Here is a 20,046-nt window from a genome sequence, read left to right as displayed (position 1 = left end):
CTTTGGGTCAACAAATAGACGAATGGAGCAGGCCGTTATTAACGCAACCGGGCGCTCAACCCATGCCCACACCCTGGGCCTTTTGAATGCTTTTGCCCTCGGTGTGTAGGGAAGGCGCGACCATAATCTCCGCCTTCTGAAACTCTTTTATGTTCTGGTAGCCGCACGTTGCCATTGACATTCGAAGCGCACCAAACAAATTGAGCGTCCCATCGTTCTCGTGAGCGGGACCTATCAAGATTTCTTGCAGAGGCGCCCTCTGCCCCACTCGAATACGAGTCCCTCTGGGAAGGGTCGGATGGAAAGTGGCCATCCCCCAGTGGAAACCCCGCCCTGGCGCCTCTTGCGCTGCTGCTAACGGTGAGCCCAACATGACAGCATCTGCCCCACACGCGATCGCCTTGGCGATATCCCCGCCCGTCCGCATCCCACCGTCCGCTATCACGTGCACGTAGCGGCCAGTCTCGTCAAGATGGCGCATTCTGGCGCCAGCGGCGTCCGCAATTGCTGTGGCCTGGGGCACCCCCACACCTAGGACCCCTCTGGTCGTGCATGCGTGGCCGGGTCCGACTCCGACGAGCACCCCCACAGCACCAGTCCGCATCAGGTGGAGCGCCGTGGTGTAAGACGCGCACCCGCCTACTATTACCGGAAGGTCGAGCTCACGGATGAGTCGCTTCAGGTTGAGCGGCTCAGTTTTGGTCGATACATGCTCTGCTGACACTACGGTTCCCTGGATGACCAAGATGTCGAGCTCTGCCTGAAGAACAGCGTCCAAGAATTGTCGCACTCTTTGCGGAGTGAGGGATCCGCACGCCACCACGCCGGCGCCCTTGATCTCTTGTATGCGTTTGTAGATGAGTTCCTCTTTTACGGGCTCCTGGTAGATCTCTTGCATTCGCCGTGTGGCTTGCTCGGCTGGAAGAGAGGCAATCTCGTCTAGATATGGCTCGGGATCTTCATAGCGCGTCCACAGACCTTCCAGATTCAGGCAGGCCAGTCCGCCCAGCCTTCCGATCTCCACGGCCGTAGTTGGGCTAACGACACCATCCATCGCAGCTGCTATTAGAGGAAGCTCAAATCGGAACGCGTCGATCTCCCAAACAATGCTTACGTCGTCGGGATCTCTAGTTCTCCGGCTCGGTACAATAGCGATCTCGTCTAGCCCGTAAGCCCGTCTGGCCGATTTACCTATGCCTACTTCGATCTCCACGTCTCACCTACCTGATAGTCCGCCTCGCACTACCGCGCCCATATTCTCACACCAGCTAATCACAGAGCATAGCGCAGAAGGACACCATTGTCGGAATGGCAGCTCTAAGTAAGCAAGCGTTCTATCACCGCTAGCCTAATGTCCCATACTCTATGTCCCGTACTTAATGACCTAAGGCTGTGTCGCAGGCAGCGACCCGGCGGTACTATCGAGCGTGTTCTATGCCGATAGCTAATAACAGCCTTCGGAGGAAAGGTGCCCGAGAGAATATTCATTGGAGTCGCATGGCCTTACGTATCAGGTTGGCCACACCTCGGACATGTGGCCGGAGTGTATCTTCCTGCCGACATTTTCGCTAGGTACCACCGGCTGGCAGGAAACGAGGTCCTTATGGTTTCGGGATCCGACGAACACGGAACGCCGATAACGGTAAGGGCCGACCAAGAGGGAGTGTCGCCTGAAGACATAGCCAATCGCTACCACGCGGTCCTCTTGGAATGCTGGGAAAAACTTGGGGTCTCATGGGATTTGTACACGCGGACTGGGACCGATAACCATCGGCGGATAGCCCAGGACATGTTTTTGACCCTTTACAAGAAGGGATACATTTTCGAGGACACCACCCCGCACCTGTTTTGCGAAGAAGACCGTCGGTTCTTACCCGATCGCTACGTCGAAGGGCTCTGTCCCAACTGTGGTTTTGAACGCGCCAGGGGTGATCAGTGCGATAACTGCGGCAAGCCACTAGACGCTCTTGAACTCATCCATCCAAAGTGCAGAATATGTGGCTCCAGCCCGGTGGTCAGAGAATCCGCACATTTCTTCTTGGCACTCGACAAGTTCGAAAAGCCCTTAAAAGAGTGGGTGTCGGCGCAGGCGCACTGGAAACCAAACGTTCGCAACTTCACCTTGGGGATGCTAGAAGAAGGCCTCAAGCCACGCCCTATTACTAGAGACATTCTCTGGGGAGTGCCAATTCCACTAGAAGGGTACCAAGACAAAAGAATCTATGTGTGGTTCGAAGCCGTCTGTGGATACTTATCGGCTTCTGTCGAATGGGCACAACGAACCGGAGATGCAGAAGCATGGCACCGCTTCTGGGACGCCGGCGAAGAAGTCAAGCCGTATTACTTCATAGGAAAGGACAACATCCCTTTTCACACCATAATTTGGCCGGCAATGCTCATGGGCTACGAGGGGCTAGCTCTCCCTTACGACGTTCCAGCCAACGAGTACTTGAACTTCAAAGGCGAGCAGTTTTCCAGAGGGAGGAATTGGGCTGTATGGCTCCCGGACTACTTGCAGCGCCATCCTCCCGATCCTCTTCGCTTCGTCTTGTGCGCGGAAATGCCAGAGACTCAAGACTCTGATTTCAGCTGGGAAAAGTACCAAACCCGTGTCAACACCGAGCTGGTCGCCACCTACGGCAACTTTGTTCACCGCGTGCTCAGCTTCGCGCGCTCAAACTTCGAGGGACGTGTTCCGCATCCCGGAGAGCTGGGGGAAGAAGAACATGCGCTCTTGCAAACTTGTAATACCACATTCGATAGAGTTGGTGCCGAGCTCGCCGGCTGTCGATTCAGAAACGCACTCAAAGAGGCTCTTTCGCTAGCCCAGACTGCCAACGGATACCTAAACCGCCGTGTGCCTTGGGAACTCATCAAGACCAGTCGCCAAGAGGCAGCCACCGTTGTTTGGACAGCAGTTCAAGTTGTCGAGTCATTACGCGTGTTGTTCTGGCCCTTCCTGCCGTTCTCCTCGGAAAAACTTGCTGGGTTCTACGGCGCACCGGAGAAGCCAGAGGGGTGGCGGGCAGGGCGCATCGAAGGGGGGACCCCTCTGGTAGGAGTGGAGCCTCTTTTCAGAAAAGTAGAAGACTCCCTCGTCCAGGAGGAAAATGACCGCATCGGGACGGTCTCAGGCTAGAACGGTGCGTGGATGTGCGAGGCCTAGGGACCGCCGTCAACGTCTCAACTGTCCTCACTGGCACAACTGTTGGGGTCCTCGCCCGGAGGGCGCTTCCCCGACACGTAAAAGAGGTCATTCCAAAAGCTCTGGGCGTCTTCACCATCGCATTGGGAATCCGTCAGGCTATGCAGACCAGCAACGTTTTGATCATGTTAGGAGGCCTACTCAGTGGAGTGGTTGTGGGGTCGTGCCTACGACTCGATGACAGACTGGAATCTCTGGTTTCTCGATCCAAGGACCAGATGACTCTCTCGAGATCCCGACTCCACGACGCAGTTGTTCTTCCGTCTCTGGTTTTCTGCGTTGGACCTATGACACTGCTTGGGGCCATTCAGGACGGTGCCAACGCGCATCCGGAGCTGCTGATCGTGAAGGCCGCCATGGATGGGTTCGCCTCCATGGCCTTTGCTGCCGCGCTTGGCGCAGGTGTTTACTTATCGGCAGCCGTGATTTTGGTCTTCCAGGGGGGACTAACTTTGGCAGCAGGACTCGTAGCTCCCCTACTCTCAGAACGGCTCGTCTCAGAGATGACAGCCGCAGGCGGTTTGATAGTTATAAGCATTGGGATGAAGCTATCGAAGGTCGAGGACTTGCCGGTGGCTGACTACCTCCCAGCACTAATTACTACACCTCTCATCGTGGCGGTGGTCACCGCCGTGAGTTAAGCGAGAAAACCCCTGCCCTCACCAACAGTTCGTGAAGAATCCTTGCAGTCAATCCCCAAACTGTTTCACCGTTTGCAAGATCGAAAAAGTGCATGGCTTTCTCTATCCCATGGAGTCGCCTCGGCTCCGTTCGATAAGATCCATCTCGTACCAACTCCGAGATCGAAACCCACATAACGTCGGCAACTTCCGACGGCTGCGGTGTGACCTTGTCCGGTTCGAAAGGGATTACTCCGACAAACGGAATCACTAGGTACGAGGTGACAGCAGTTAACCCGGCGGGTAAGCGGCCAAGGATTTCTATGTTCTCTCTGCTCAGACCGATCTCTTCTTGAGTTTCTCTTAGCGCAGCTTCCAGAGCACCGCTGTCGGACTCCTCCAAGCTGCCTCCCGGAAAGCATATCTCCCCTTTGTGTAGGCTCACTTTGTCGGAGCGCTTCACAAGCAGCACACCCGGTCCCTTGTCACCGCCGAAGAGGGGAACGAGCACCGAGGCAGTGCGGAAGTTCGCGGACCTTGCTTCAGAGAGCTCTTCTAGCTCCCGGTCGGAATCTAGATCTTCGGATACATCGAGCGTAGCCTGCGCTACTTTGGAAAAAAAAGTTTCTGAATCAAGAATCGGATGCGTGCTGAGGTTACTGAGGTAATCAGCTCTGCGCGCTGCTTTCAAGTTAGGTAACCACTCCTTGATATTTCTGCCATCTTCGATGCCTCCATCGGCGAAAAGCGAGCCGAGCACTGCCTGAAAGACTAGGCTACCACGGGGGGTAAATCCAGCTCTCCGAATGCATTCATCTGGGGAAGCTTCTTGGATGGGTCGTCTAACACCCGAAACTTGTGGGGATCCATTTCGAGGAATGCAGAAGGTAGGTGCCACGCGCCACATGCAGGCAAAAAGAAAGAGAAGGTCCAAAACAAGAAGGCCAGCCTCCCCAGCGGGCTGGCCTTCCACGGTCCGAGACAGGATTTTCGGGGTGCTGTCTGTAATGGGTGTCGGATTCAGACCCATCTCTCTTTAGGAAAAATTGAGAAAATTTTCGTGCGCAGGCCCTCTGCGCAGAGGTGCGATGAGGATCCGGGCTCTTTTAAAAACACCAAGGGCCCGCGCGTCTTTTGCGCGCGAGCCCCCGTTGCAACTTCAAAAAACGGCTACATCATGCCCATGCCACTAGCCGGACCGGCGTGACTTTGGGCCTTTTCCTCCTCGGGCTTCTCAGCAACTAGCGCCTCGGTCGTTAGTACCAGTGCTGCAATAGAAGCCGCGTTTTGTAGAGCAGATCGAGTTACTTTTGCTGGATCGATAACCCCAGCCTCGATGAGATCAGTGTACTCGCCCTTAGCTGCGTCGTAGCCCTTCGAACCCTCTAACTCTTTTACTCGTTGAACCACAACTGATCCCTCTTGGCCTGCGTTGTTCGCGATCTGGCGCAGCGGCTCCTCTAGAGCGACGCGAACGATTCGAGCCCCTGTCTTGAGATCGCCCTCCAGATCCAAAGCGTCTATCGCAGACTGCACACGCAGAAGAGCTACGCCACCTCCAGGCACAATCCCTTCCTCTACAGCTGCTTTCGTCGCCGAGAGAGCGTCTTCGACCCGATGCTTCTTTTCTTTAAGCTCGACCTCTGTGGCAGCTCCCACCTTTATAACCGCAACACCTCCAGCCAGCTTTGCTAGGCGCTCTTGGAGCTTCTCGCGATCCCAATCGGAATCGGTTTTCTCGATCTCCTGGCGAATCTGGGCGATCCTGGCCTCGACATCCGACCTCGAGCCGGCGCCCTCTACGATCGTAGTAGAGTCTTTAGTCACCGTAACTTTGCGGGCTCGCCCAAGCATCTCTAAGGAGAGATTCTCGAGTTTCAATCCGATTTCCTCTGAGACAACCTGCCCCCCTGTCAGGATCGCTATGTCCTGAAGCATTGCTTTCCGACGCTCTCCGAAGCCCGGTGCCTTGACAGCACACGAATTGAAGGTCCCTCGAATTTTGTTCACCACGAGCGTGGCCAGAGCTTCGCCCTCGACGTCTTCAGCGATCACCAATAGGGGTCTGCCTGCTTGCATGACCTTTTCCATGATTGGAAGCAGCTCGTGAATAGCAGCGAGTTTCTGATTCGCGATGAGTATGTATGGATCCTCTAGTACGGCCTCCATTCGCTCAGCGTCGGTGACGAAATACGGGGAGATGTATCCCTTGTCGAACTGCATTCCCTCGACATATTCGGTCTCGAGGCCGAACGTGTTCGACTCTTCGACTGTGATAACCCCGTCGCGGCCGACCTTTTCCATCGCCTCGGCAATCTTTTCTCCAATTTCTGCGTCGTTATTAGCGGAGATTGTCGCAACCTGGGCGATTTTCGAGGTGGAGTCAACCTCTGTGGCCATTTCCGCCAGCGCCTTTACGGCTGCCTCCACTGCACGCTCGATGCCACGCTTGAGAGCCAACGGATTCGCACCGGCAGCCACGTTGCGCATCCCCTCTCTAACCATTGCCTGAGCCAAGACGGTAGCTGTGGTAGTACCGTCGCCGGCAACATCGTTCGTCTTTGTCGCTACCTCCTTGGCTAGCTGGGCCCCCATATTCTCCCAAGGGTCCTCTAACTCGACGTCGCGGGCTATGGTCACGCCGTCGTTGGTGATGGTAGGAGCCCCCCACTTCTTGTCGAGAACGACATTTCTGCCCCGCGGGCCGAGCGTTACCCTGACAGCATCCGCAAGCTTGTTAACACCCGCTTCAAGGGAGCGTCGGGCGTCTTCGTCAAACTTGAGCATCTTGGCCATGTCTTTACTCCTTCAAGAAGACAGATGCGACTCCTGCGTACCTGCGCCTATGACAAAGGCAAAACTCCCCCACCCCGGGTGTGCGATTGACGCAGGAAGCCAACGTTGGGCTATCTATCGGATTTCTTTTTAGCTATTTTTCAACGATCGCGAGGATATCCCGCGAGCTCAAGATCAGAAGCTCTTCGTCGTCTACCTTTATCTCGGTGCCCCCGTACTTTGAATAGATGACGGTGTCACCGACCTTCACATCCATGGGGATTCGCTGCCCATCCTGGTAGGCACCCGGCCCAACTGCGAGCACCTCTCCTTCTTGAGGACGCTCCTTAGCGGTGTCGGGAATAACCAATCCAGAAGTCGTGGTCTCTTCGGCCTCCTTCGGTCTGACGACTACTCGGTCCTCAAGTGGCTTCAGGTTCATCTCCTTCCCTCCCTAAATTCAAGACTGACTTATACAGATGCTTGTACAACACAGCTCGGCGCTCGCCCCTCAACCACCTTGTATTCTCTGGCTGCCCAGAGCTGGCTGTCAGGCGAACACCGTGCTCGTTAGCACTCAACATGATCGAGTGCTAATTCGGATATTATTGCTATCCCATCGCCGCTGTCAATGTCGAGGCCTTTTCTCCTATCGGGCGGAAATTGAACTGTCAGCAGTCGGTTGGCGCAACAAGCGCTTCGAAAGGCCACAGTAGTCCGGAATCTGCTCGAAAGTCCAAGGGCGACGGACCGTCAACCTCGAGGCGGAACGCTCCGGCAGCAGCTATCATCGCACCGTTGTCCGTGCAGAGCTTGGGCGAGGGGACGAACAGCTCGATCCCTTCGGCCTTGCACACTTTTTCCATTCTGTCTCTCAATCGGGAATTGGCTGCCACTCCGCCGCACACCAAGACTCTTTCAGCAGCCTCCTCCCTTGCTGCGGCGACAGTTTTCTCCACCATTACATCTACAGCCGCCTCTTGAAACGCAGCGGCCACATCGTGGCGCCGAATTCGAGCTCCCCGATCATGCAGCTCTTGCAAGGCGTTTATTACAGCTGTTTTGAGTCCAGCCATGGAAAAGTCGAACCCCTCGCCACGCATCGGCCGGGGTAGGCGCAATCGTTGTGGATCCCCTTCCTTCGAAGCCCTGTCTATCAGCGGACCTCCCGGAAATCCAAAGCCGAGCAACCGAGCGACTTTGTCAAAAGCCTCACCGACCGCGTCGTCCACAGTGGCCCCCAAAATCCGGTACTTTCCCATCTCTTCGATGTGGATCAGAAGAGTGTGTCCCCCGGACACTATGAGCGCAACAGCCGGAGGTGAGAACTCGGGATACTCAAGAAAGACAGAGAAAATATGGCCTTCGAGATGGTTGACTGCCACGACGGGCTTTTCGAGAGCTACTGCCAATGCCTTTGCGGCAGCGACCCCCACCACGAGTGCGCCAGCAAGCCCGGGTCCTGCAGTAACTGCTACCGCGTCTATCTCTCTTAGCTCCACTCCTGCGTCCTCTAGGGCCCTGTGGACAACAGGTACCAGGTGTTCCAGGTGCGCTCGTGCGGCTATTTCCGGGACAACTCCGCCGAAATCTCGGTGGAGACGTTCCTGAGAGGCCAGGACGTTAGAAAGCAGAACAGTGTGCCCTCGCGCCACTCCAACTCCTGTTTCGTCGCAGGAAGTCTCTAAACCGAGTACCAAAGGCGTCCTCACCGCTACCTCAGGTACCTAGTCGACATACTGGGGAATATGCAAGGACTCCACAGGCGCGTAATCCTCGCATCAAGAAGGAGCTGAAGAGCCTATCACTGGGGCGGTGCACAAGATCCCCTCCCGAAAAAGGCTCGTCTTTATCGATTCGAGCAATGCCCTGTAAGAGGCCGTGTCGATACCTCTTGCCCACATGATCAGGGCATCCTCGCCAGTTTCTATGTAATAGTTCTTACGTAGCCCCACCGACACGAAGCCGAACTTCTTGTAAAGCGCCTGAGCAATAACGTTTGTGGAACGGACTTCTAAGGTAAGAGATATGGCCCCCCTAGCTATCGCCTCTTCGACCACAGCTAGCATAAGCATTGTCCCGACCCTTCGTCCTTGGAATTGGGGATCGACGGCGACCGTTGTCACATGGGCGTCGCTCCCAGCCATCACCACTCCTGCATAGCCAATCACCCGCCGTCCGGACTTGGCGACAAAGTAAGCACGACTGGCGGAAAGGGAAAGCTCCGAAAGAAACAGGGCTAAAGACCAAGGCGTCGGATACACCCGCTGCTCTATGGAGAGCACTTCCTGAAGGTGCTTGCGCCTCATTGGCACGACTTCGACAGGAAGTGAAATGTTTGAACTGTCTCTAAGTGAAGTCGCCATAAACAAAACCCGTTACTCGAAGAAAATCTTGGAGGGGACCAAAGCCTCGGCCCGTCGCTCGGCGGGTCGGTTGGCATCAGGGCCCCGCATGTAGATTGCACCTACATTCTCGGGTGCCAAGAGAAGGCTTGGCTCCACATTAGCCAGTAGCGATGCACACTCGGCCACGCCAGACGCAGTTGGATATTTGAACACCTCGATGATTCGCAGTGCTTCTAAAAACGATAAAAGGTCTTTGCGTCCAGCCTTCGAAGCTGTAGCGAGAGCTCGGCCTCTAAACACCACAGCCCCCTCACCTAACAGCGCGTATTGGTGCGCCGTTGGACCGAGCTCAGAGAGCTCGGCTAGCAAATCTTCCTCTTTTCCCAGTCTAAGCCCGATCTCTTCCTCTGACGTCGACGCTCCCCAATCGGAAACGTAAGCAGCGAGAGCGTCTGCGAGCTCGTCTACGGAGGGAGGACAGACCTGCCAAAACAGCTCCTTCCGTCTCGCGTCGACCACTGCGATCAACTTCTCCCCAACTGCCCTCGATCCTGCGTAAGCCAACGCCCAAAGCGAAGGAACGGGGACAACCGGCTTGTCGAGAGCGAGGCAAACCGCTTTGGCCACAGCGACCCCTGCTCGCAACCCTGTGTAAAGCCCCGGCCCGATATCCACGCCGACAACATCGACCTCGGCAGCTTTTCTCTCGGCATAAAGCAAAACCTCCGAAAGTGCCTTGGGCAGGTACTCGGCGTGCCGAAAGGGAGTCCCGACAAAAATCTCGCCTAGAACCTTGTTGTCCTCACAGACCGCAACCGAGTGTTTGGCTGTCGACGACGAGATCCCTAAAACCAACATAGCCCTAGACCGCCTTCTGAAAAGTGTTAGCCAAAGCCTGGGCAATGCGATGAGAACGGCTTCGAAACGCTTCCCCTTCCGTGGCGACCTCGATACACCTCTCGGATGGTGCACAACCAAAATCGAGCAAGATTTGTAAATATCCTGCTTCGGCAAAAGGCATAAGCGGCTCAGGCCACTCGACAACAGTTATGGCCTCTGGTCCCATGATCTCTTCCAATCCGAGATCTTCGACTTCTACAGATGACTCCAGCCTAAAGAAGTCGGCGTGGCGGAGGGTTTTACGACCTCTGTACTCCATCACGAGAACAAATGTCGGACTGGAGACGGCGGGGCAGCCGAGGCCCCGTGCGATTCCTCGCACCAAGGTTGTCTTTCCGGACCCTAACGGGCCTCTCAAGACGACCAGATCTCCCTCGCGCAAGTGATGCGAGAGAGCTTCGCCCAAAGCCTCGGTTTCTTCGGCCCCGCTGCTATTGAGGCGGCACAAAGTCTGCAACTTCGCAGACCTACCTGTGTCGGTACGAAAAAAGATAGTCGACCGGCCGCAGCTTCAAAACAGCTCGAGCTGGGATGCGCTTTGTGCTCCCACTCGTGCCGGAGTCCCTTTTTCTACCCATTCAAATGCCTCCTTTTTAGGCCGCTCGTACTGCATGCGTCGCCTTTCGTCCAAAGTCTTTGCGATCAAGCGCATGTCGGAGCGTGCATCGGCTAAACGAGACGGTGAGCTTCCTCTGAGAAGGGCGGCTGGATGATAGGTAGGTATTACGACGGAGTTATTTCTGTACGGGAAAACTTGGCCTCTCAACCGCGATATCCCGGCAGTGCGCGCGAGGATAACTTTTGTGGCGAAATTGCCTAAGGTGACAATCACGATAGGAGAAACAAGTTCCAATTGGCGAAATAGGTAACCCTTGCATGCTTCGACCTCGTCGTCGAGTGGGTCGCGATTGTTAGGAGGCCGGCACTTCAATACGTTGGCTATGTACACTGACGAGCGGGCAATCCCCACTTCTTCCAAGAGGGTGGTCAACAAACGGCCAGCAGCACCAACGAAGGGTAATCCCTGTTGATCTTCGTGGTAGCCAGGTGCCTCGCCAATGATCATCAGATCGGCATCGGCTTTTCCTTGGCCGAAAACGACGTTGGTCCTAGATTCTGCGAGTCTGCATCTGGTGCAAATCCGGGCGAGCTTTTCCAGAGACTCTAGATTTGAAGCGCCACTCTCGGTATGCCCGATCGAAGCATCTCCTCCTGAGGGGGTCCCGCAACCAGGCATCGTTACCCCTATTGCTCTTCTCTCTCGTACAACCGTCGCACTCGGTTTCCAATGCGTGTAAACACTTCGTACGGTATCGTCCCCGCTTTCTGAGCTAGCTCTGTAACCGTTATCTCTTCCTCGCCTTGTCGGCCAATCAAAACGGCAACGTCCCCAGGACGTACTTGGCTCCTAGAATCGCTTCCCCCTGCGCACTCTACAATGACATGGTCCATCGTCACTGTTCCTGCGATTCTGTGACGCTTCCCGCGAATTAGAATGTCGGCCTTGTTCGATAGCGCCCTCATGTAGCCATCGGCGTATCCTACCGGAATCACAGCGAGGCCGGTCCCTTCCACAGCGCGCGTCCGTCCGTAGCTAGGTCGGGATCCGCGAGGTACCTCCTTGATCAAAGCGACCGTAGACTCCCAGCGGAGAACGGGGCGTAGTCTCAGCTCATCTGGAAACGGAAAGCCGGGGCTCGGCCGCTCGCCATACAAGCAGATTCCGGCGCGCACCGCATCGAAGCGGGATTCCGGAAACGCAACCGCCGCTGCGGAATTGGCAGCATGAACCTTGACTGACGACCAACTTTGTCCACGCCCTAAGGCAACTCTAGCCTCCTGGAGAAACTGTCTAAACCTACGGAGCTGTTCATGTGTGAAGTCGTCGGTAGGATCGTCGGCTACTGCCATATGTGTCCATAGGCCGCGGACCTCTATCCATGGGCTATCTGATGCTGCCCTCAATAGACCCAACGCTTCCGAGGGATTGGCTCCAAGTCGGTGCATGCCGGTGTCGACTTTTATGTGCACCGAGGCCAATCGACTTAGTCTCTCGGAAACGCTGATGAGCGCCTCGACGAATGCGGACGAATACACGCCGAAGTGAACGTCTGCCCCCAGTCCCTCTGCTATCTCTTCTTCTAACGCCTTGCCCCTCGCCGCCGGCTCGCTAAGGACTAGAAGAGGCACATCAATGCCTGCAAGCCTCAGCTCGAGGGCTTCCTCGATACACACAACAGCCAGCATGCTGGCACCTGCACGTATCAATGCCTCGGCAACCTGGATCGCCCCATGCCCGTACGCGTCAGCTTTGATGACTCCAATTACCGGCACCCCCACCAGCCGCTCAAGCTCCCTAAAGTTGTGAGTAACGGCGTCAAGATCTACCACGGCCCAAGACCTCGCCGCTCCTGCGCTTCTTCTTGTCACTGAGATCATCGCTGTGCTTCGCCCATCCAAACTTTTTGTGGCTAATCCATAACACTAGGCGCTCGATACTCAGCTAGACGGGTCGACTCGTCTGTGAATGGCGAAACGGATTTGGGGGCTTCGAAACGAACGTTCCCGATCGGACGGATAAAACGGCACCTATCGCAGAGGCCACACACTCGATCACCTTTGGCGCCGTTACCCCTCGCCCTCGACTTTCCTCGCCGGCAATCCTGCCCGCCACCCCATGGACGTAAGCACCAGAGATCGCCGCGGCCAAAGGCGAGGCTCCTGCTGCGATAAAAGCCGCCACTACACCAGCCAGAACGTCTCCGGTTCCCGCCGTCGCAAGCTCGGGTCCTCCGGTCGCATTGACCACTGGAACACCCTCGGGACCGGAAATAACAGTTCTCGGACCTTTCAGCAACACGACGCATCCCCACTTCGACGCCACTTCTGAGCTAATCGAGATCCGTTCAGCGTCGACCCTCGAGGCCTCCACCCCCAGCATCCTTCCCATCTCAGCAGGGTGCGGAGTAATAACGACCGGAGCCTGCCGACAGCCAATTTCATTGACAGCGTCGGGGCCTAGCAAATTAAGTGCGTCTGCATCTAGAACAACTGGATTGGGAAGCTCGCTGAGAATGAGTCGTACCAGCCTCCCTGTGCTAGCCTCGCGCCCCATCCCAGGCCCCACAACCATCACCCTGTATCTGGCTGCGAGCTCAGCTACATCCGGAAATGCGTTCTCGCTAAGGAAGCCGTCGGGCGACTCGGGGAGGGGCCTAGTGAGTAACTCAGGGTGTTCAGCTGCAATCTGAGGCTGGACTGACTCCGGCACCGCTAGTGTGACGATCCCCGCACCAGCTAAGAGTGCTGCTTTCGCAGCTAGGACCGCGGCACCGGACATGCCACTGCTTCCCCCTACAACCAGTACCGATCCAGCACTCCACTTGTGCGCATCGAATGACCTCGTAGGAAGCATTTCCGCAACGTCTTCGGGCTCTGTCAAGAAAGCCGATGCCTCATCAGGATCCACGGGGATTCCGATATCCGCCACTTCGATCGCTCCGCAGTACTCCGGACCCTTGCCCAGCACGTGACCGCATTTGAGTGCGGCCAAAGCCACCGTAATATCTGCCCTAATTACAGGGCCCCTAACGCTGCCATCGGCTCCATCGAGACCGCTCGGAATGTCGACAGAGACAACCGGGGTTTCGGAATTGTCGATAGCTGAAATCCACGATCCTACAATGCCCCCAGCGACACCCTTGAATCCGGTTCCAAATAGCGCATCGACAACAATGTCCGAGGAGCGAGCGGCTTGCTCTATCACCGCCGAATCCGGAGTTCCGACAGGAACTCCCAAAGGTACGAGCTTTTCGTACATAGCAAGCGGGTCCCCCCCTAGCTCTCTCGGCGACTGGGCTAGCGCAATTCTCACAGAGGCGCCCATTCTGTGCAGCTTCCTAGCAGCGACAAGCCCGTCGCCCCCGTTATTACCTTTTCCAGCTAGCACCAGGACACGCCTGCCATAAACCCCGCCTAGCATGCGCGCGACTGTCACAGCCACAGCGTGACCAGCCCTTTCCATCAGCACAGCCGATGGCGTGCCACTCTCTATGGCCCGCCGATCGGCCTCCTGCATCCGGGCGGGAAGAACGATCGGGAGCATCTAGTCCGTACGGATCTTTACGCCACGAATAGCGACAGCCACGGCAACCGCCATTCCCTCATGGTGGGTAAGGGAAATCTCAATGCGATCGCAGCCAACGCTGCGTGCGTAGTTTGCCGCCTTGCCCAGAAGCCTGATGTACGGGCGGCCTTCTCCACCCTCGATAGAAATCATTCTCCACGGCATACGACCAGGGCTGGCGCCCAATGCCTTTATAACAGCTTCCTTGGCGGCGAACCTCGCCGCCCACCTCTCCCAAGGAGGTTTTGCTCGTGAGCAATACTCTCGCTCTGCATCGCTGAACAGGCGGTCGAGAATGCGCGGGTGCCTGGATATAGCCGACTGCATCCTCGAAACCGAAACGAGGTCCACGCCAACTCCGATAACTTCCTCACACACAATGTCCATTCAAACGTCACTCTACGGTCACCGTTTTGGCAAGGTTACGAGGCTTGTCAACATCAAGACCCCTAGCCTTTGCGACGTGGTAAGCAAAGAACTGCAATGGCACGATATTCACGATAGGACTCAGGAGCTCGGGAACTCTGGGAACCTCAATCACATAGTCGGACTCCGGGGGAGTCCCAGAGCAAGATGAATCCCATACGACAACCGTCGTGGCTCCCCTAGCGCGAATTTCTTCCAAATTTGAAACGACCTTTTCTTGAGTCTTTGAGCTTGTGGCCACAACGAAGACGACAACTCCCGGCTCGATGAGAGCAATGGGTCCGTGCTTCATTTCGCCCGCAGCGTATCCCTCAGCTCTTAGGTATGAAGTCTCCTTCAGCTTCAACGCCGCCTCTAAAGCAACCGGATATCCCGGCCCGCGTCCTAAGAAGAATATGTCCCTTCGGTCAGCTAGCTTCTCTGCGAGTGATCTCGTTTCTTTGTCCCACCGTTCCAAGTTTGCTTCGATCGCGGATGGGATCCTTCGCATCTCCGATACGAGCCCTGTAATTTCGTCGTCGAGCCGACCTTTCGATTGCGCGAAATACAAACCAAGGAGGGCTCCAACTGTAAGCTGGCATGTGAAAGTCTTAGTTGCGGCCACCCCAACTTCAGGACCCGCTCGCGTATAAAGAACTGCGTCCGACTCTCTAGCCATCGAGGACTCGGCTACGTTGCAGATCGCTACAGTCTTTACCCCCTCAGACCTCGCGTATCGAAGCGCCGCGAGGGTGTCTGCAGTCTCCCCCGACTGGGAAATTGCAACTACTAGCGCATCCGGATCGATGACCGGTTCTCTATATCTGAACTCGGATGACAAGTCGACCTCTACGGGGAGGCGAGCCCACTGCTCAGTGGCGTATTTCATCACCAGTGCAGCATGGTAGCTGGTGCCACAGGCCACTGCGCACACCTTGGAAATATTGGCGACATCCGAAGTCTCGATCTTCAACTCATCCAGGAGCACCCTCGATCCCCTAAGTCGACCCATCAACGTGTTGGCGATAGCACCGGGCTGCTCGTAGATCTCTTTGAGCATGAAGTCTTCGTAACCACCCTTCTCCGGACTAGCAGCCTCCCACGTGATCTCCTTCACTGCGAGCTCCTTCGATTTACCATCCAATCCAAACACCTCCAACGAATCCCCCTCGATTAGAGCGACTTGGTTATTTTCGAGCACTACCACACTCCTGGTATAAGGCAACAAAGCCGAAATGTCAGACGCTGCGACGCAGAAGGCGTCGCCAACCCCGACAAGAAGCGGGGAGTCGCGCCGAGCGAGCACGACCTTGCCGGGATAGTCCGCAGATATCGCCGCCATCGCCACCGCTCCATCGGTTTTTTCCAGTACATCGAGAGCCGCCCGCACTAATCCCGCTCCCGAGCGCAAAGAGTCCTCGATGACGTGCGCCAGGAGCTCGCTGTCGGTGTCAGAGTCCAGCCGGTGGCCAGCGTTCGTGAGCGAAGCTCGAAGTTGTTGGTGGTTGTCAATGATTCCGTTGTGAATTACCGCCACCCTTCCGGTGCAGTCGAGGTGTGGGTGGGCGTTTCGTTCGTTGGGTGCACCATGTGTGGCCCAGCGGGTATGCGCGATACCTGCAGCTAACTCTCCGCCCTCCGAATCGCTTGAATTACCCGGTACTTTGAGATGCGCCAAGACCTCGGCGACCAGCTCCGCTACCTTGCCAGCCTTTCGGAGCCTCCAGATCGAGCCTGAGTCTAAGCAGGCAATACCTGCAGAGTCGTAGCCGCGGTACTCCAACCGCTCGAGTCCGTCAAGGAGAACTGGTATCGCGTCTTGGGCACCGCTATATCCAATGATTCCGCACACTGAGCCGGACCCCTCCAAGCCGACGTTTTCGGACAAGACGAGTATTGCAGAGCGGAACGTTTATCCCCATGGACTTGCGCTCCATTTACTGCATTTGCAGGAAAGCGGAGCAAGAGCGGCACAGACGTCAAGAGCGCTCTCCAGATAAATGATGCCCGAGGGGTTGCAATTTCAAGTGGAATCCGTAGAATTACAACATCGTAATTACACCGTTGTGGGGTCGATGCGTTTGGAGCCGGGCACATGACGAATGCAACTCAATCTTCGATTCTGTTCCAGATAGTGCCCGAACAGGCTGTCGTGGGCGACGAAGACCTTTCATGGCAGGCGTACGCAGCTTGCATGGGAGTCGACCCAGACCTCTTTTTCCCCGAAAGGGGAGCCTCCACACGAGAAGCGAAGGCAGTTTGTAGCCGCTGTGTCGTCCGTACGGAGTGCTTGGAATACGCCCTAGCGAACGCAGAAAAATTCGGTATTTGGGGCGGGATGTCCGAGAGGGAGCGCCGCAAGATCCGAAAGCTTAGAGCGCAACAGAGGCGACAGCGCGAAGGCACTCATGAAAAACGGGGGGACCTCAAAAAGGAATCTCTTGGAAAGAAAGCTGTCTAGCCCAAAACGACTCGTACGGGCTAAATCTGGAAGGTGAGGAGAGGCTTGGTTGAGCTCGCAGAATCAGCCACCTGCAGACCACACTGAAGGATCCGATCCTCAAGGACGTGCTCAAAGAGATCTGGACAGAGTTCCAGAAGCTTCTGACTATGTCCTTCGAGTGCGGCCCGGGGGACCAAGCCGACGACCTCGGCGCCCTCTACGTCCACTCCTTCCCGATCCGCTAATGAAAGCACCGCCGAGAAAGCCGCCTCGACCCCTGCTTTTCCGGGTAGGGTGAGGTTCATCGACACCTGAACCCGCCCACGGCTGGGAAGCGGAAACGCCATAGCCATTACTCCTTCCAGCTCGCCCTCGTCCCGCATGCGCCGAATCTGGACGGCAATCCGCTTAGCGGGATCTAGCGCACAGGTTGCGAGGGTTACGTTGAAGGCTACAAGCGGAGAACGTACGCCCACAGCCGAAGCGCCCCATCGAGGGTGCGCTATAGGATCGCCCACGTCTGGAAGCCATCCTCTGCCAATCTCCTCTTCGAGCCTTTCGAAAGGCTTTCTGATCCTTGGTAGGGATTCTCTGGCAGAACAGGTAGCGGCAGCCCCGTAAAAGTACGAGGGGATGCCAAAGTCGACCCAGAGACGCTGGGCAATTTCTCTGGCCGCCCACAGAGCCCACATTCCCTCGAGATCTGTCGTAGTACGGTCTTCTCTGGCCGATTGGGATACCCGCGTTTCAGGGCTATCTGGCGTATGACTCGGCCCCAAATCCTGGTCGTGTAAGGCGGCTATTCGTAACGGAACTACGGGGACCACGTCCACAGCTCCCATGCGCGGATGCACGCCACTGTGGTTTCGAAGGTCGATACGATCTAATGCCAAAGCAGCGAGCTGGAGCACAGCGAAAACGATCCCGGGTGGGTTCCCAGCTATACTCCACACGCTGCGCTGGTGGTCTGGGTCGAAATGCACATCCAATACGGCAACAACATTGCCTATTTGTCCCGAATTCCGGAAGCCTTTACCACCGTATACGCCGGCAGCTAGGCTCCTCTCCAGATCAGCGCGGACAGAATCGACAAAAGCGGCTGAGTTAGTAGAAAGATTTGGAACGACCTCCAGCCAAACTCGATCCGCTGCAGAGAAGCCAAAGCCGATGTGTTGGTATGCGAAAGTCATAACGACAAGCTACTCCTAGGAGGATTTCTCTGATCGCTGAATTCGTGCTTGCAGTGGTCGCGATCGGCCTGCTGTATCTAATACTTCTTTATGTCGCAGGCCGCCGCCAGCGCGAGCTTCACAGGTCGAGAGCCGACCACCCTGCAGCCCGGTCCAAAATCGCAAGAAACACGACACGGATCGACAAAGCCAGTTTGGCCGAGTCAGTAGTGACAGACAGGCAAAGTTCTGCTTCTCAATCCCAGTCAGTGAATAGTGATTTGCAAATGTCCGGCTCGGCCTGCCCTCGATTGTCCTCGCTTTTAGAACTCGTCGAGGCCGCAGCTCATGCCGTTACCGATGCCGCTCCGTCAGAGCAGCGAGTGCAAAGTCTTGAAGATATAGTCCGCGCCATTCCACCCACGCAATTTAGAACACGCCGATACCGCTCAGGTGTCGTGATTGAGCATCGAGGTCAGTCGGTATTTCTTACGGTGTTGGAGTGGGACGGACATTCTCGGGTGCCTGCGAACCGTACTTTCGAGAGACTTATCCAGGAGATGGGAGAGGCGGGGTGCGCGACTATGGCTATTGTGACAGACGCTCCCCGTGCTCACTGCAAGACGTACCAGAGTTGGAAAAACTCACAGACATTTGTGATCCCGGCTGAGGGCGTTGGAGTACTCGTAAAGGGCCTGGAGGCACTGAGCTGAGCATCAGGTTCGGACTGGCTCTTCCCCACTATGCTTACTCCCTACCACACCGGTCAGGAGGTACACTCGGTTCCGCCCCCTCTTGGACGGGCCTTTTGGAAGTAGCTCGCTGGGCCGAGGATGTCGGATTTGCTTCTTTATGGATGAGCGACCACGTGTATTTGGACCTCTCCAAGTACGGAGGCACGAGAGATCGCTACTCGAGCTTTGAGTACACAGCAACCCTAGGAGCCCTGTCCCAAGCAACGAACAAGGTCGATCTTGGCGTTCTGGTTGCCTGTTCTGTTTTGAGGCCGCCCGCAGTTCTAGCCAGGTCGGCAGAGACGATCGCCTCCGGATCCGGCAGGCGATTCTGGTTGGGCTTAGGGGCGGGATGGTATCCGCCAGACTTCGAGGCGGCAGGGGTTCCCTTCGGCTCAGCATCACAACGACTCGCTCGACTCAAAACCACAACCGAGCTTGTCTCTCGCTTTATAAGGTCCCAGTACCCTGTCACGACAATAGTCGGCGGGAAAGGAGGACCCAAACTTCTCGAGATTGCTGCTTTGTATGCAGACGGATGGAACGTCTCTTGGGCCATCAGCCCCCGGTCGCTTTCAGCCAAGGTCGCCTTGTTACGCGAGCTGCGGGACCGAGCTGGACGCAGCAGAACGCATGATCATGGCCTCGAAGTTCCCTATGTTTCCGTAGGACTCACGTGCCTCGTCGCTAAGAACGAGAAGCTTTTGCGTACCAGGTTTTTCGAGATGATGGAAGAGTTCAAGCTGAGATCTCCCGAAAGCCCTGAAACCCTTTATGAAGAAGCGAAAACCAGCCGCCTCATCTGCACAACAGCACAACTTACCGACCGGATTGACTTGTACCATAGAGCAGGCGCCTCCGAAATCGTCTGCGGATTCGGTCCCGTCCCGTTTTCGTTTTGGAAATTGGGAGTAGCAGAGGAGTTCATTGAAGCAGCGGGCTTGGGGAGGTCATGATTCCCTTGTGATATGATGCAGCGAGAAGCCAACTAGTGTCGCTCGCGCGAGCCAAGCGCTAAAGGAAGGGAAACATGGGATCTGTGGGCATGCCCGAGCTGTTGATAATATTGATAATTCTACTTCTCTTATTCGGTGCCAACAAACTCCCTCAGCTTGCGCGGTCCATAGGCCTTGCTAAAAAAGAGTTCGACCAGGCAGTAGCTGAAGGAAGTAAGCAGTCCTCGCAAAACCCGTCTACCGAAACCTCTAATACCAAACCAGCTGCAGATCCAGAGAAGGATACAGATCACAAGTAGCCGAAATATAGCGATCTTTTCACTGCTCCGAATTGGCTAAGCGCCTATGCAAAAGAATCTGGAAAG

The 20,046-nt window shown here is 56.0% G+C and carries 20 protein-coding genes; 6 read left to right on the top strand and 14 right to left on the bottom strand.

The window, feature by feature from the left end; translation table 11 throughout:
• Positions 1-55: 55 nt before the first annotated feature.
• Positions 56-1,213 carry a GuaB3 family IMP dehydrogenase-related protein gene (locus C4318_06015; protein MER3454699.1) on the bottom strand — a complete coding sequence of 386 codons (1,158 nt, stop codon included), beginning with the start codon at positions 1,211-1,213 and terminating at the stop codon, positions 56-58.
• Between the two features lie 255 nt (positions 1,214-1,468).
• On the opposite strand from C4318_06015, the gene C4318_06010 reads away from it, so the two are divergent.
• Both C4318_06010 and C4318_06005 read left to right on the top strand, forming a co-directional pair.
• Positions 1,469-3,139 carry a methionine--tRNA ligase gene (locus C4318_06010; protein ID MER3454698.1) on the top strand — a complete coding sequence of 557 codons (1,671 nt, stop codon included), beginning with the start codon at positions 1,469-1,471 and terminating at the stop codon, positions 3,137-3,139.
• 14 nt (positions 3,140-3,153) lie between these two features.
• Positions 3,154-3,846, top strand: a complete 693-nt coding sequence (locus tag C4318_06005) for a DUF554 domain-containing protein (GenBank protein MER3454697.1) — start codon at positions 3,154-3,156, stop codon at positions 3,844-3,846.
• Here the strand turns inward: C4318_06005 and C4318_06000 are convergent.
• The 12 genes from C4318_06000 to glmS all read right to left on the bottom strand — a co-directional run bounded on the left by C4318_06000 (position 3,830) and on the right by glmS (position 16,231).
• Positions 3,830-4,855, bottom strand: a complete 1,026-nt coding sequence (locus C4318_06000) for a hypothetical protein (GenBank protein ID MER3454696.1) — start codon at positions 4,853-4,855, stop codon at positions 3,830-3,832. The genes C4318_06005 and C4318_06000 overlap by 17 nt on opposite strands.
• 140 nt (positions 4,856-4,995) lie before the next feature.
• Positions 4,996-6,621, bottom strand: a complete 1,626-nt coding sequence (gene groL / locus C4318_05995; GenBank protein MER3454695.1) for a chaperonin GroEL — start codon at positions 6,619-6,621, stop codon at positions 4,996-4,998.
• Between the two features lie 133 nt (positions 6,622-6,754).
• Positions 6,755-7,042: a co-chaperone GroES gene (locus C4318_05990; GenBank protein ID MER3454694.1), complete on the bottom strand. Its 288-nt coding sequence runs from the start codon at positions 7,040-7,042 to the stop codon at positions 6,755-6,757.
• A 229-nt stretch (positions 7,043-7,271) separates the two neighbouring features.
• Positions 7,272-8,312 (bottom strand): tRNA (adenosine(37)-N6)-threonylcarbamoyltransferase complex transferase subunit TsaD, encoded by a 1,041-nt coding sequence (gene tsaD, locus C4318_05985; protein ID MER3454693.1) that lies wholly within the window; start codon positions 8,310-8,312, stop codon positions 7,272-7,274.
• Positions 8,313-8,381: 69 nt separating this feature from the next.
• Positions 8,382-8,966 carry a ribosomal-protein-alanine N-acetyltransferase gene (gene rimI / locus C4318_05980; GenBank protein ID MER3454692.1) on the bottom strand — a complete coding sequence of 195 codons (585 nt, stop codon included), beginning with the start codon at positions 8,964-8,966 and terminating at the stop codon, positions 8,382-8,384.
• 12 nt (positions 8,967-8,978) lie between these two features.
• Positions 8,979-9,806, bottom strand: a complete 828-nt coding sequence (tsaB, locus tag C4318_05975; GenBank protein ID MER3454691.1) for a tRNA (adenosine(37)-N6)-threonylcarbamoyltransferase complex dimerization subunit type 1 TsaB — start codon at positions 9,804-9,806, stop codon at positions 8,979-8,981.
• 4 nt (positions 9,807-9,810) lie between these two features.
• Positions 9,811-10,341: a tRNA (adenosine(37)-N6)-threonylcarbamoyltransferase complex ATPase subunit type 1 TsaE gene (locus C4318_05970; GenBank protein ID MER3454690.1), complete on the bottom strand. Its 531-nt coding sequence runs from the start codon at positions 10,339-10,341 to the stop codon at positions 9,811-9,813.
• An 18-nt stretch (positions 10,342-10,359) separates the two neighbouring features.
• Entirely contained in the window at positions 10,360-11,085 is a 726-nt protein-coding gene (locus C4318_05965) for a uracil-DNA glycosylase (GenBank protein ID MER3454689.1), read from the bottom strand.
• An 8-nt stretch (positions 11,086-11,093) separates the two neighbouring features.
• On the bottom strand, positions 11,094-12,287 hold the full coding sequence (gene alr / locus C4318_05960; GenBank protein ID MER3454688.1) for an alanine racemase: 1,194 nt from the start codon (positions 12,285-12,287) through the stop codon (positions 11,094-11,096).
• Between the two features lie 64 nt (positions 12,288-12,351).
• Positions 12,352-13,953, bottom strand: coding sequence for a bifunctional ADP-dependent NAD(P)H-hydrate dehydratase/NAD(P)H-hydrate epimerase (locus tag C4318_05955; GenBank protein MER3454687.1), 1,602 nt, complete (start codon positions 13,951-13,953; stop codon positions 12,352-12,354).
• Complete coding sequence (locus C4318_05950; GenBank protein ID MER3454686.1) at positions 13,954-14,361, bottom strand: hypothetical protein; 408 nt, start codon at positions 14,359-14,361, stop codon at positions 13,954-13,956. It abuts the gene before it with no gap.
• A 7-nt stretch (positions 14,362-14,368) separates the two neighbouring features.
• Positions 14,369-16,231, bottom strand: coding sequence for a glutamine--fructose-6-phosphate transaminase (isomerizing) (glmS, locus tag C4318_05945; GenBank protein MER3454685.1), 1,863 nt, complete (start codon positions 16,229-16,231; stop codon positions 14,369-14,371).
• A 243-nt stretch (positions 16,232-16,474) separates the two neighbouring features.
• Here glmS and C4318_05940 point away from each other — a divergent pair, with 243 nt between their 5' ends.
• A complete protein-coding gene (locus C4318_05940) occupies positions 16,475-16,840 on the top strand; it encodes a transcriptional regulator (protein ID MER3454684.1) in 366 nt (121 codons plus the stop codon).
• Between the two features lie 20 nt (positions 16,841-16,860).
• On the opposite strand, the gene C4318_05935 is transcribed toward C4318_05940, so the two are convergent.
• On the bottom strand, positions 16,861-18,012 hold the full coding sequence (locus C4318_05935) for a hypothetical protein (protein MER3454683.1): 1,152 nt from the start codon (positions 18,010-18,012) through the stop codon (positions 16,861-16,863).
• Between the two features lie 44 nt (positions 18,013-18,056).
• On the opposite strand from C4318_05935, the gene C4318_05930 reads away from it, so the two are divergent.
• The 3 genes from C4318_05930 to C4318_05920 all read left to right on the top strand — a co-directional run bounded on the left by C4318_05930 (position 18,057) and on the right by C4318_05920 (position 19,980).
• Complete coding sequence (locus C4318_05930; GenBank protein ID MER3454682.1) at positions 18,057-18,704, top strand: hypothetical protein; 648 nt, start codon at positions 18,057-18,059, stop codon at positions 18,702-18,704.
• Positions 18,701-19,681, top strand: a complete 981-nt coding sequence (locus C4318_05925) for a hypothetical protein (protein ID MER3454681.1) — start codon at positions 18,701-18,703, stop codon at positions 19,679-19,681. Before C4318_05930 ends, C4318_05925 begins: the two co-directional genes overlap by 4 nt.
• Positions 19,682-19,755: 74 nt before the next feature.
• A complete protein-coding gene (locus tag C4318_05920; protein MER3454680.1) occupies positions 19,756-19,980 on the top strand; it encodes a twin-arginine translocase TatA/TatE family subunit in 225 nt (74 codons plus the stop codon).
• The last annotated feature ends 66 nt before the right edge of the window (positions 19,981-20,046 follow it).

This window comes from Acidimicrobiia bacterium, from assembly GCA_040289475.1.
Lineage (GTDB): Bacteria > Actinomycetota > Acidimicrobiia > ATN3 > PSLF01 > PSLF01.
Note: the sequence above shows the minus strand (reverse complement) of the source record. Positions and strands in the feature narration are given on the sequence as shown.